The organism is Streptomyces sp. NPDC002130 (assembly GCF_040296465.1).
Classification (GTDB): Bacteria; Actinomycetota; Actinomycetes; order Streptomycetales; family Streptomycetaceae; genus Streptomyces.
Map to the genome: position 1 here is coordinate 1 of NZ_JBEOXI010000089.1, position 12412 is coordinate 12412.

The window sequence follows — 12412 nt, forward strand, 5'->3', positions numbered from 1 at the left end:
CATCACCCCGTCGGTCGCCAAGCAGTTCGCGGACCTGTGCTCCGCCGCCTGCAACCCGATCGACGACGTCCGGGGCACCGCGAGCTACCGCCGCCGCTCCCTGGTCAACCCCGAGCGAGTGGCCAAGCACGCGGTCTCCGACATCACCTTCGACGTGGCCGCGGGCGAACTCCTCGCCCTGCTCGGGCCGAACGGCGCCGGCAAGTCCACCACCATCAAGATCCTCACCGGCATCCTCACCCCCACGTCCGGCGAGGCCCGGGTCGCGGGCGTGGTGCCGTACCGGGAGCGGGAGCGCAACGCCCGCAACGTGGGCGCGGTGTTCGGGCAGCGCACCCAGTTGTGGTGGGACCTGCCGGTGCGCGAGTCGTTCGCGATCCTGCGGGACATCTACGAGGTGCCGAGGTCCGAACACGCCGCCCGGCTCGAGGAGTTCGACGACATCCTGGAGCTGTCGTCGTTCTGGGACACCCGGGTCCGCCATCTCTCGCTCGGCCAGCGGGTGCGCAGCGATCTGGCCGCCGCCCTGCTGCACGACCCGCCGGTGGTGTTCCTCGACGAGCCGACCATCGGCATGGACGTGGTGGTGAAGGAACAGGTGCGGGAGTTCCTGCGGCACCAGGTGGAACAGCGCGGCCGCACGGTGCTGCTGACCACGCACGACATGACGGAGGTCGAGCGGCTCGCCGAACGGGTCGTGCTGGTCAACCACGGCCGGCTGATGCTGGACGGCTCGCTCGACGAGATCCGGCGCAAGTTCGGCTCCACGTGGCAGGTGCGGGCCACGCTGGCCGATCCGCACGCCGAGGTCGTGCCTCCGCCGGGCACCGCGCTGCTGCGCCACGCGGGCGCGCAGGTCGTGTTCGGTCCCGACGGCCCCGAAGCGCTCACCGTCCAGCAGGCGCTGAAAGCGGTGATCGAGCGGTTCGAGGTGACGGACATCGCCCTGGACGAGGCGGACCTCGAGGACGTGATGCGGGCCGCGTACGCGCACGCCGGGGAGGTCTGACGTGGCCGTGCTCCATGCCTGGCGCGCCGCCCGGGTCACCCCGCTCGGCGAGCTGAACGCACCGCCCCGGATGACCGCCGTCGCCCTCCGGCTGGCCGTGCAGGTGGTGCTGGTCTGGTCGCTGTGGCGCGGCCTGTACGCGCAGTCCGGCACGACCGCGGGGCTGAGCCGCGACCAGGCGGTCACCTACGCCGTGCTGGCCGTCCTGGCGTCCCGGCTGCGGGAGCTGGACCAGTACGCGGGCCGGGACACGGTCCTGCAGCACATGCACTTCGGCACCATCGTCTACTGGTACCTGCGCCCGCTGCCCCCGCAGCGCTACTACGCCCTGCGGGCCGCCGGCGAGCAGTTGTACGGCCTCGCCTGGGCCCTGACGGGATACATGATCTGCCTGGCCGCGGGCGTCGTCGAGCCCCCCGCGTCCCCGGCCGTGGCGGGGGTGTTCCTGCTGAGCATGCTGCTGGGCCAGTGGGTCCTGTACTACGTGATGCTGGTCCTGGACCAGTTGTGCTTCTGGACGGTCCGCAACACCGCGGCCATGCTCATCCTGCTGTTCGCGCAGAACCTGCTGTCCGGGGTGTACGCGCCGCTGTGGTTCTTCCCGGACTGGTTCGTGACGATGAGCGCGTTCCTGCCCTTCCAGGCCACGCTGAGCGTGCCGCTCTCGCTGTACGTGGGACGCATTCCGCTGTCGGACGCGGCGTTCCAGCTGTCCGTGCAGGCCGCGTGGGTCGTGGCGCTGGCGTTGTTCACCCGGTTGCTGTGGCGGCGGGCCGCCCGGCGCGTGATCTCGCAGGGAGGCTGAGATGTCGCTCAAGGCTCTGCGGATCGTGTGGCGGGTGACGGCGCTCAACTTCCGCGCGCAGCTGGAGTACCGCACCGAGTTCCTGCTGATGATCGCGATCGGGGCGATCTGGCAGGTGTCGGTGATCGTGTTCGCGACGGTGCTGCTGTCGCGGTTCGCCGGGATGGGCGGCTGGGACAGCTCCGACGTGCTGCTGATCCCGGCGACGCGGATGCTGGCGCACGGGCTGTTCGTGCTGTTCCTGGGCCGCATGCACTGGGCCGGACGGCAGGTCCAGGAAGGCCGGATCGACATCTACCTGATGCGCCCTATGCCGGTCCACCGGCAGATCCAGCTGGCGTTCTTCCCGACCAACGCCATCGGGGACCTGACGGTGGCGGCGGGCCTGATGGTGGGGGCGCTCTCACGCAGCGACCTGGACTGGACGACCGGCCGCGTCACGTACCTGGTCGCGGCCGTACTCGGCGGCATGCTGCTGGAAGCCGCCCTGTTCACGGTCGTGGCCAGTGCGTCCCTGCGTTTCCCGGCCGCCGACATGTGGGGCCGCTGGCTGGAGGAGCTCCTCGGCACCTTCGGCAGCTACCCGCTGAACGTCCTGCCCAGGGCGGTGGGCGGATTCCTCACCTTCGGCCTCCCGCTCGCCTTCGTCGCCTACTTCCCGGCGGCCGTCCTGACGGGCCACGGCCACACGACCGGAGTCCCCTACTGGCTCGCGGCGGCCTCACCGCTGCTCGGACTGCTGGCGTATGTGGCGGCCCGTCTGGTGTGGCGGTGGAGTCTGCGGCACTACAGCGGCATCAACGGCTGACGGTCCGGCCCGCGCCGCGGACCGGGGTGAACAGGGCCGCCACGGCGAGCAGGACGCAGGTCGCTCCGGCGGCCAGGGCGACCGGCGGCGTGCCCTGTTCCTCCGCGGCCCAGGTCAGCACGGCGGCACCGATCGGTGCCGCCGCGTAGTGCAGGGTCCAGAACGCGGAGGTGACCCGGCCCAGGAGGTGTTCCGGGGTCACTTCCTGACGGAGTGACAGCGAACAGGTGCCTCCGATGGCGGCGCAGGCGAGGAAGGCGGCGCTCAGGGCGGCGACGACCGGCACGTCACGGGCCCAGCCGAGACCGGCGAAAGCGACACCGCAGCCCGCGACCGAGCCCGTCCATGTCGGCCCGAAGCCGAGGCGGCGGCGGATCCTGGCCACGAGCAGGGCGCCGGTGATGGTGCCGAGCGCACCGGCCGCCATGACCGTGCCGACGGTGCCGTCGTCGTGCCCGAGGTCGTGCTTGAGGTGGTAGATGAGCAGGTCGTTGATACCGAGGGTGAGGAAGCTGAAGACGAACAGCAGGACGGTGAGCGAGCGCAGCACGGGGTGGCCGCGGAGGAAGGCGATGCCGGTGCGCAGGTCCTGCCACAGTCCGGTGCGCTCGCCCGGCTGTTCGTCCGGAGTGCGGCGGCGGAACCGTACGAAGAACAGGCACGTAGCCGACACCCCGAAACTGGCCGCGTCCACACCGACGGCCGCGGCCGGGCCGGACCACGCGGCGACCAGACCCGCGCACAGCGGCCCGAGGACACCCGCAGCGGCGGCGGTGGCGTTCAGTCGCCCGTTGGCCTCCGTGAGCCGCTCGGTGCCGACCAGGCCGCGCACGACCGTGACGTAACCGACCGCGAACAGCATGCCGACGGCCTCGCACAGCGGCAGCACCACGTACAGCAGCCAGATCTGCGGGCCGAACAGCCACACCAGCGGGACTGCCCCGTAGAGCCCATGCGCAGCAGGTCGCAGGCGATGAGCAGGCGGCGCCGGTCCACGCGGTCCACGACCGCCCCGGCGAACACCGCCGCGGCCCCTCCCACCGCCGTCAGCAGGCCCATCCGCGCCAGGGACCCGGTGGCCTCCAGGACCAGCAGGGGCAGGGCGATCAGCGCGAAGGAGTCGCCGAGCACGGAGAGGGTCTGGGCGGCCCAGAAGATCCCGAAGTCGCGCTGCCGCCACAGCGGGCGCCCATCGCGTAAGCCGTCGCCGGAGATCTCCGCGAAGCCGCCGGATCCGTCCTCGCGCCGCGCTGCCTCGTGCGTCACGCCGCCTCCCCCATGTCCCCAACGCGTCTCCCCCGGCAACCCTATGGCGGTGCGGGTGACCGAGAGACACCGCGAACGCGTCCCGCCACCCGCGTCGGGTCTGTCCGACGGGCTGAGCGAGGGGCCGGGCGTGACCCACGCGGTCCGCGCTCCGCACGCCCGCCGACGGCTACGATCACGTGGTGCGTCCGAGGGGCTCGCCCTCGGCATGGCGCTCTTCGAGAGGTGACCCCCGACCCCATGCCCAGAGCCGGCCTCACCCCCGAGCGCCTCGTCGCGGCCGCGGTCGAGCTCGCCGACGAGGTCGGGTTCGAGGGCGTCACGCTGTCCGCGCTGGCCCGCCGGTTCGGGGTGAAGGACGCGAGTCTGTACACCCACGTCCGGGGTCTGAAGGACCTGCGGACCCGCATGGCCCTCCTCGCCGGTGGCGAGATGATCGACCGGATCGCGGAGGCGGTCGAGGGGCGGGAGACCGGCCGGGACACGCTCGCCGCCTTCGCCGCCGCCTACCGGGCCTACGCCCTGGAGCACCCCGGCCGGTACGCGGCGACCCAGATCCGCCTCGACCGGGAACTCGTCACGGACTCCCCCGCGATGCGGCGAACGGCCGACGTCACGTACGGCATGCTCCGCGCCTACGGCCTGGAGGAACCCGACCTCACCGACGCCGTGCGCCTGCTGCGCAGCACCTTCCACGGCTACTGCGCCCTGGAGTCCACCGGTGCCTTCGGTGCTCCCCGTGACGTGCAGGTCTCCTGGGACAGGGCGATCGACGCCCTGCACGTGCTGCTCCTGAACTGGCCGGGCGAGAAGAGGACTTCCGATGACCGAACACACCCGATCCGATGAGACGGCCGGTGACATGGCCGAGCTCTACGGCCTCGGCACCGGACCCTGGACCATGACACCCATCACCCGGGGTGCCCTCGGCCAGATCTGGAAACTCTCCGGAAACGGCCGCTCCTGGGCCGTGAAGGAACTCCTCTTCGGCTGTGACGAGGCGCAGGTCGCCCGCGAGGCCGCCTTACGGGACTCCGCGGCGGACCTGGGCATCGCCTCGCCCCGGCTCCACCCCGACCGGCACGGCGCCCACGTCTCCCGCCTCGACTCCCCGGGCAGCGGGTCCTGGGTGAAGCTGTACGACTGGGTCGACGGCTCGGAGGCGGACGCCTCCGACCCCGAGGTATTGGACTGGTTCGGCCGGACCATGGCACTGCTCCACCAGGCCGGTGAGGGAGCCGTCGAGACCCCGGACGGCTGGTACGAGCGGTGCCCCGACGACGCCGACTGGGAGGACGTCCTCAAGAAGGTGCGGGACGCCGGCCTGCCGTGGTCGGACGAACTGGACCGGTTCGTCTCCACGTCCGCGCCGCCGCTGGCCTACTGGGTGACCCCCTCGGCGCCCGGCGGTCTGGTGAACTCCCACCTGGACCTGCAGCCCCGGAACGTGCTGATCGGCCGGGACGGGCCCGTCCTCCTGGACTGGGACAACGCCGGTCCCGTCGCGGCGGAGCGGGAGTTCGCACGTGCCCTCTACGTCTGGTCCGGCGGCAACGACGTGGACATCGCCTCCGCACGGCGCCTGGCCCGGGCGTACCGCGAGGCCGGCGGCCGGGCCGTCCTCACCGGCCCGGAATCCTTCTCGATGCTCTTCGCCACGGCCCTGAACTACATCCACGTGCAGGCCGCGACGGCCGTCGATCCCGCCGTGACGGCCGCACAGCGCGAGTTCGGCGGCCGGCAGGCCGTGACCTGCCTGCGCACCGCGCCCGACCTCGCCGCCGTCTCCCTCCTGGTCGCCGCGCTCGACACCTAGCGGATCGTCCGGCTGCCGGGTGTGCGGCCCGGCGCGGCAAGTCCCGCCACATCGTCGTACGACGGTGTGGTGCCCGTCGGTGGCCGGCCCGCGCGAATGCCGGCCGCGGCCTCCAGGGCCGCGCCCAGTGCCCGCCGGTACAGCAGCGAGCCGAGGCTGACCCGGCGTACGCCGACGTCGGCGAGGCGGGCGACGGACGGGCCGCCGGGCGCATAGAGGACGTTGAGGGGCACCTCCAGGTGGCGCACCAGCGTCTCGATCCCCCGCAGGCCGGTGAGACCGGGCACGAACACCCCGTCAGCGCCCGCCTGTTGGTAGGCGTCGAGGCGTGCGAGGGTGCCGTCGCCGTCGCCCAGCCAGTGGGTGTCGGTGCGGGCGTTGACGAACAGGCCGGGAGCGGCCCGCTTGACCGCCGCGATCTTCGCCGCGTGCCGGGCGGCCGGCCCGAGCCCGTCCTCCAGGTTGATGCCGGCCGCTCCGACGGCGTACAACTCCCGGGCGAACTCGGCCACCTCGTCCGGGTCGTCGCTGAATCCGCCCTCCGCGTCGACGGACAGCACAAACGGCTCGGACCCCAGGGCCACGGCCAGCCGCAGCGTCTCCTCCCGGGTCGCCGCCGCCCCGTCGGGCAGACCGGCGGCCGCGGCGACGCCCAGGCTCGTCGTCCCGACCGCCCCGAAGCCCTGCCCCGCGAGGGCCCGGGCGGATGCGTGATCCCAGGCGTTGGGCAGGAGCAGGGGCTCCGCGGCGCGGTGAAGGGCGGCGAAGGCGGTGACGGCCCGGCCGGACGGCGTCTGCTGCGGATCTGTGGTCATACCGCCATGCTGGACCCGGCTCGCTTCGGCGCGGGCCGAACCGTGGCGGCCGCACGGCGAACGTGGCCGCGAAGACTTCAGTCGACGCGCACGCCGGCCCCGTCCAGCCGGACCCGCACCTCGGGCCCCGCGCTCCAGAGGACCGTCAGCTCCCCCTCCCCGGAAGTGGTTACCGCGACCGTTTCCGCGAGTGGGACCGGATCCGCCTCGCCGGTGAGCCGGGCCAGGGCGACGAACAGGGTGGAGTCCCCGGTGGTGACGCCGGTGAGGTCGGCGTCGACACCGACGGCGGGAAGCAGTTCCGCGCGGGTGCCGTCCGGCGCGGCCCAGCCGGTCACGCGGACCTCCGTCCCCGGCTCCGCCCCCGAGACCAGATGCGCCCGTACCTCCGCCGCCCCGCGCACCAGCACCACACTCGTCACGCGCGCTCCCCCGCCCGCCGTGTGCCGGGACGCCGCCCAGCCCTCGCCCACACCGAGCGGTTCGATGCCGGTGCGGCTCGGGTCGCCGCCGACGAGGACGCTGTTGTCGTACGAGTCCGTGGGGGTCGTCACGGTGGAGTACGCGAGCCGCGTGTAGTACGGGTCGTAGCGGACGTCCTCGCTGCCGTGGTTGTGGAGGCGGACCACGCCGTCGGAACGGGTGGACTGAAGCAGCCAGTTGGGAGGGCCGACGGGGGTGACGAAGTCCGCGCGCTCGGCGGGGCCGGGTTCCTCCGGTGCCGTCCATACCTCGTGGTCGGGGGGCAGGAGCAGGCCGAGGAAGCCCTTGCTCGCCCAGTACGGCGAGGCCGGGCCCGAGTAGCCCTGCAGGACGGACTCGTCGGGGCCGTGCCAGCCGAGGGAGAGCAGGCCCCGGTCGTCCACCGCGCCCCGGTCCAGGAAGTACTTCAGCGCGCCCGAGGCCAGCCGCCGGGTCTTGCCGGGGGGCAGCGGCGTGCGGCCGGTCAGCGCGCCGAGCCAGAGCGGGGCCGTGGTGGCGAAGCGGTACGTCAGGGAGCGGCCCTGGTGCATGGGGGCGCCGTCGCCGCCGAACAGCCGGGCGTAGTCGCCGAGGTGCCGGAAGAGGCGGTCGCCGTACAGCTCCAGCAGTCGCTCGTCGCGCTCCAGCCAGGCGTGCAGCACCGGGTAGAGGTGCATCGCCCAGCCGTTGTAGTAGTCGTACTTGCGGCCGTCGCCGTCGGTGTACCAGCCGTCGCCGACGTACCACTGCTCGATGCGTTCCAGGCCGCGGTCGATCGCCGCGCGGGAGGCGTCCGGCTCGTGGCCGACCTCGGCCAGGAAGCCGCCCACGGTGACCGGGAACAGCTCCCAGTTGCAGGGCCAGGGCTCGGCCGTGAGGGCGTCGGCCAGCCAGGCGGCCGTCCGCTGGCGCACGCCGTCGTCCAGGCGGTCCCAGAGCAGGTCTCGCGTGAGGCGCAGGGCCAGGGCGATGGACGCCGCCTCCACCAGGGACTGGTGGCGGTCCTCGATGCGGGGCCAGACGCCCGAGACACCGGCGGCGAGGCCGGTCGCGTAGCGCTCCAGGGCCTTCTCGTCGCGGCGGAAGGCGGCGAGCAGCAGGGTGCGGGCGTAGCCCTCCAGGCCGTCGGAGAGGCGGCCCGTCCAGCTGGCCCGGTCGCCGGGCAGGTGGTAGAGCGCACGGTCCTCGGTGGCGTACGGCTCGACGGCGGTGAGCAGGGAGTCGGCCGCCGCCTCCCAGTGGGCGCGGGTGTAGCCGGTGAACGGGGACGTCGTGCGGTCGGCGGGAGGCAGCTGCATCGGGTGTCTTTCGTGCTCGGGCCGGTGGATACGGATCGGACCTGGAGCGCCCCGGTTCCGGTCGGGGCGCCCCAGGGGTTCATCCCACCCGCACCGTGCCCTTCGGCACCAGATGCCGGGTGACGAGTTCGTCGCGGACGAGGCCCGCGTAGGCCGTCGCACCGCGCACGGAGGTGTGCGTGTTGTCCCGCGCCTCGTTGGTGAGGTACAGCGCCTTGGAGCCTTCCACGCCGAGGGACTCCACCAGCGCCTTGGTCTTCGCCGTGAGGTCGATCAGCGGCACCTCCCGCGCCGCGGCGACCGAGCGGATGACGGCCGGGTGGTCGACACCGAGGCCGTTGACCAGCAGCGCGGTTCCGTTGTTCAGCGTGCCGTCGGAGCTGAACCAGCGCCGCACGATGGGAGTGACAAGGACCGGCTGTCCGCCCCGCTCCCGGACGCCGGCCACCAGGGTTTCGAGGTTGGCCCGGTAGGTGGCCTCGTCCGTGGTCTTGTCGTTGTGGGCGAGCTGGACCAGGACCAGATCGCCGGGGCGGATCAGGGGCCGTACGGTGGCCCACAACTGCGGGTTCCCCAGATACGAGACCGTACTCTCCCCGGAATCGGCGTAGTTGGCGACGGACACGCCCTTGCGGAGGTACTGCGGCAGCTGCTGTCCCCAGCCGGAGTACGGGTCGCCGGGCTGGTCGCAGACGGTGGAGTCGCCGACCAGGAAGATCTGGCGGGCGTGCCGGGCCCGGGTGACCCTGATGCCGGCGAGGGCCGGGGCGGAGCCGCCGATCCGCAGGTCGAGGCCGGGGGTCCCCTCGGGGCCGGTGGGCTCGCCCTCGGGGGTGCGGACGTTCACGGTGAAGCTGCGGGTGATCCGCTCACCCGCCGGTGCGGCTGTCTCGGGGAGCAGGGACCGGCGGCTCTCGCCGCTGATGCTCGTGGCGGACGCTGTCTTTCCGCCGACCACGACCCGCACGTCGTACGTGCCCGGCGGAACGTCGAAGTGGCAGGTGTCGGCGGTGCAGTGCGCGAGGCCCGGGGACGGCCGACCCGCATGGGCCTGGGCCGGTACGGACGACAACGCGACACCCAGGGTCACCGCCGCTGCAACGGCGATACTGAAACGTCTCACTCGGGGCTCCTCCCAGCGGACGACAAGACCTGGGAGTGGACCGTATCGCTCTGGACAAGCGCTTTCTAGTCCTCGAACAGGATTCACGAGATGGGCGACTTCACTTGACCGAAAGCCCTTTCGCGAGATTCGACGTGCACCTGAGCTTGCGATTCCGACCCGGGGTTCACGCCGGGGCGGAATCGCAACCGGGTGTCGCGAGCGCGGAGCGTCGCCACATCCGGCTCAGGGCACGGAGTACCCGTGGCGCTGCCGGTATCGCCGGGGGGACGCGAACGCGTGTGCCCTGATCGCCGGTCAGGGTGATGGTCGCGGTATCAGGGCACGCCCGTGCGGCTGCCGTACGTATGGTCCTTCACAGAGTTGGAGAGGACACGGTGTCCCGGGCCTGAGCCAGAAATCCCCTCCCCTCAGGGAGGGGAGGATTCAAGTGCAGCGTCCATGCGTCATGTCCCGCGCGTCCACTGCTGGTTGGCGCCGCCGTTGCACGTGTACGTGATGAGCGCGGCGCCGTTGGCGGTGGACGAGCCGTTCACGTCGAGGCACTCGCCGCTCGCGCGGGACTTGACGTTCACGTACGAGCCGGTGGTGGTCAGCGACCACTGCTGGCTCGTGGCGGAGGAGGCGCAGTTCTCCTGCGTGACCGTGCTCGCGTTCTCCTGCACGCAGAGGCTGCTGTTGCGGACCATCAGCTGGTAGTAACCGCTTCCGACGGACTTGAACCAGTACTTCTGGTTGGCGCCTCCGTTGCAGTCGTACTGCTTGAGCTGGGCGCCCGCCCACAGCGACTGGCTCGTCACGTCCGCGCACTTGGAGGAGTGGCGGGCGATCAGCGTGTTGTACGTGGCTCCGGTGCCGGTGACGGTCCCGGCGGCCGTGTCGACGGTGACCTCCGGCGACCAGGACATGGCCATCGTGGTCGCGCCCGAGAAGGTCAGCGGCAGCCACACGTACCGGGAGTCGTTGACGGTGCCGCCGAAGGAGTTGCCCCAGCGGTCGCCCATGTACAGGTACGAGGTGCCCGAGCTGCCCTGCACGGGCAGGACGAACGCGGTCTGCGAGCCATACGTCGTCGAGTCGCCGATGTTCTTCATGGCTGACCAAGGCCCGGCGAGGTTCGTAGCCGTGGCGTACTGCTGCTGGTTGGGGTTCCAGCCCGTCGCGCCCGAGGTCAGCATGAAGTACACGCCGTTCCGCTTGAACAGGGCGGGGGCCTCGCGGTGTCCGCCGGGCCAGGGGTTGGCGACCAGACTCGCGATGCCGGTGTAGTCGGCGGTGAGGCGGTAGATCTGGAGGTCGTAGTTCTCACGGGCGGCGGAGATCATGTAGCCGGCGCCGTCGGTGTCGGTGAAGACGGTGATGTCGCGGGACATGTGCTGGCCGAGCGGCCGGAAGCTGCCCTTCCAGGTGTAGTTGCCGTCGACGGTGTCGGAGACGGCGACGGCCGCGCGAGCCTCGCTGTAGTCGGTGCCGTTCTCCTTGTGCATCCACATGACGAACTTGCCGGTGGAGGCGTTGTACATGACCTTCGGCCGCTCGATGTTGGCGGTCGCGAGCTCGGGGTCGCTGGCCTCGGTCAGGACGTGGTTGCGGAACTCCCAGTTCTTCAGGTCGGTCGAACGGTAGGCGTCGACGTACCGGAAGGTGTTGTCGGCGTTGCGGTGCTCGCCGAACCAGTAGTAGTAGCTGCCGACTTTGAGGACTCCGCCGCCGTGCGCGTGGACGGGGCTGCCCGAGGTGTCGGTGAACTGGGTGCCGTTGGTGATCGTCTGGGGCGCGGCCTGGGCGGGCCCGGCGGTGGCGAGGGCGCCGAACAGCCCCAGACACAGGGCGAGAAGGGTGGTGCAGGCACGTCGCATGTCATTCACCTGCCGTTGCTGTGTCGGCGACCGGTATGCCGAAGTCCGGGGTGCCGTCGCTCTTCCAGCCGAGTTTCTGGACGCGGGTGTGGCGGTTGGGGTCGTTCAGCGGGTCGCCGTTGATCTCCTTGTACTGCCGGGCGTGGTAGACGAGGACGTCGGTGCGGCCGTCCTCGGCGACCGTGAAGCAGTTGTGGCCGGGGCCGTACTGCTTGGTCGTGTCGTTGCTGGTGAACACCGGGGTCGGCGACTTGGACCAGCTCATGGGGTCCAGGAGGTGACTGTCGGCGTCGGCGGTCAGCAGCCCCATGCAGTAGTTGAAGTCGGTGGCGCTGGCCGAGTACGTCATGAAGAGGCGGCCGTTGCGCTTGAGGACGTAGGGGCCCTCGTTGACCTTGAAGCCGATGCACTCCCAGTCGTACTCCGGGGTGGAGAGCCGCACCTGCGGGCCCGTCAGGGTCCACGGGTTCGCCATCTCCGACAGGAAGATGCCGGTGTTGTTGTCCAGGCCGGGCTCGTGCTGGGCCCAGGCGAGGTAACGCTTGCCCCGGTGGGTGAAGGTGGTGGCGTCCAGGGAGAAGGTTTCCCACGCCGTCTTGATCTGGCCCCGCTCCACCCAGGTGCCCTGGAAGGGGTTGGGGTGGGCGTTCTCCAGCACCCAGATGCGGATGGCCCAGACGTCCTCGGCGGGCGCGGAGGCGAAGTAGACGTACCACTTGCCGCCGATGCGGTGCAGTTCGGGCGCCCAGATGTGGGCGCCCATGGGGCCGGTGGCGTGGGCGCGCCAGATGACGGACTCGTCCGCCGTGCCGAGACCGTTCAGGGTGCGGGAGCGGCGCAGGATGATGCGGTCGTACTCGGGGGCCGTGGCGGTGAAGTAGTAGAAACCGTCCTTGTGCCGGTGGATGTGCGGATCGGCACGGTTGCGGACGAGCGGGTTCACGAAGGGGGCCGGCTTCGGGCGCTTGCCGGGTGTTTCGGCAGCGGTTTCTGCAGGGGGTGCCGCCTGGGCGACGCCGGGGAGGGCGGGGACGGCGGCCAGGGCGCCGGCGGCTGCGGCGCCCTTCAGCAGCAGCCTGCGGCTGGGGGGTTCGGGCAGAGCGTGGTCGCGGTCGCGGCTCATGCGGTGGGGGCCTGCCTCTCACTGGGGG

Annotated in this window: 11 protein-coding genes and 1 pseudogene; 6 read left to right on the forward strand and 6 right to left on the reverse strand. The window is 71.6% G+C overall.

Annotated elements, in window-relative coordinates:
- Positions 1-34: 34 nt before the first annotated feature.
- The 3 genes from ABT116_RS18610 to ABT116_RS18620 are packed head-to-tail and all read left to right on the forward strand — an operon-like array spanning position 35 to position 2622.
- Positions 35-1009 (forward strand): ABC transporter ATP-binding protein, encoded by a 975-nt coding sequence (locus ABT116_RS18610; protein WP_351634544.1) that lies wholly within the window; start codon positions 35-37, stop codon positions 1007-1009.
- A 1-nt stretch (position 1010) separates the two neighbouring features.
- Positions 1011-1814, forward strand: coding sequence for an ABC-2 family transporter protein (locus tag ABT116_RS18615; RefSeq protein WP_351634491.1), 804 nt, complete (start codon positions 1011-1013; stop codon positions 1812-1814).
- Position 1815: 1 nt separating this feature from the next.
- Positions 1816-2622, forward strand: a complete 807-nt coding sequence (locus ABT116_RS18620; RefSeq protein ID WP_351634494.1) for an ABC transporter permease — start codon at positions 1816-1818, stop codon at positions 2620-2622.
- Here ABT116_RS18620 and ABT116_RS18625 read toward each other — a convergent pair.
- Positions 2612-3837: pseudogene (locus ABT116_RS18625) on the reverse strand (MFS transporter). The gene ABT116_RS18620 and the pseudogene ABT116_RS18625 sit on opposite strands and share 11 nt — an antisense overlap.
- A gap of 106 nt (positions 3838-3943) precedes the next feature.
- Here ABT116_RS18625 and ABT116_RS18630 point away from each other — a divergent pair.
- Genes ABT116_RS18630 through ABT116_RS18640 form a run of 3 tightly spaced genes read left to right on the forward strand, consistent with a single transcriptional unit; the run spans position 3944 to position 5704 of the window.
- Entirely contained in the window at positions 3944-4117 is a 174-nt protein-coding gene (locus ABT116_RS18630; RefSeq protein WP_351634496.1) for a hypothetical protein, read from the forward strand.
- Between the two features lie 11 nt (positions 4118-4128).
- On the forward strand, positions 4129-4737 hold the full coding sequence (locus ABT116_RS18635) for a TetR/AcrR family transcriptional regulator (RefSeq protein WP_351634499.1): 609 nt from the start codon (positions 4129-4131) through the stop codon (positions 4735-4737).
- Complete coding sequence (locus ABT116_RS18640; RefSeq protein ID WP_351634501.1) at positions 4712-5704, forward strand: phosphotransferase enzyme family protein; 993 nt, start codon at positions 4712-4714, stop codon at positions 5702-5704. The genes ABT116_RS18635 and ABT116_RS18640 overlap by 26 nt, the downstream gene beginning before the upstream one ends.
- Here ABT116_RS18640 and ABT116_RS18645 read toward each other — a convergent pair.
- From ABT116_RS18645 to ABT116_RS18665, 5 genes are all read right to left on the reverse strand, one after another.
- A complete protein-coding gene (locus ABT116_RS18645; RefSeq protein ID WP_351634505.1) occupies positions 5701-6519 on the reverse strand; it encodes an isocitrate lyase/PEP mutase family protein in 819 nt (272 codons plus the stop codon). The genes ABT116_RS18640 and ABT116_RS18645 overlap by 4 nt on opposite strands.
- Positions 6520-6596: 77 nt before the next feature.
- The gene (locus ABT116_RS18650; RefSeq protein WP_351634508.1) at positions 6597-8279 is read right to left on the reverse strand and encodes a DUF2264 domain-containing protein; all 1683 of its coding nucleotides are present in this window, start codon (positions 8277-8279) and stop codon (positions 6597-6599) included.
- 79 nt (positions 8280-8358) lie between these two features.
- The gene (locus ABT116_RS18655; protein ID WP_351634511.1) at positions 8359-9402 is read right to left on the reverse strand and encodes a rhamnogalacturonan acetylesterase; all 1044 of its coding nucleotides are present in this window, start codon (positions 9400-9402) and stop codon (positions 8359-8361) included.
- Between the two features lie 446 nt (positions 9403-9848).
- On the reverse strand, positions 9849-11261 hold the full coding sequence (locus ABT116_RS18660) for an RICIN domain-containing protein (protein WP_351634514.1): 1413 nt from the start codon (positions 11259-11261) through the stop codon (positions 9849-9851).
- Between the two features lies 1 nt (position 11262).
- On the reverse strand, positions 11263-12384 hold the full coding sequence (locus ABT116_RS18665) for a glycoside hydrolase family 43 protein (protein ID WP_351634517.1): 1122 nt from the start codon (positions 12382-12384) through the stop codon (positions 11263-11265).
- Between the last annotated feature and the right edge of the window lie 28 nt (positions 12385-12412).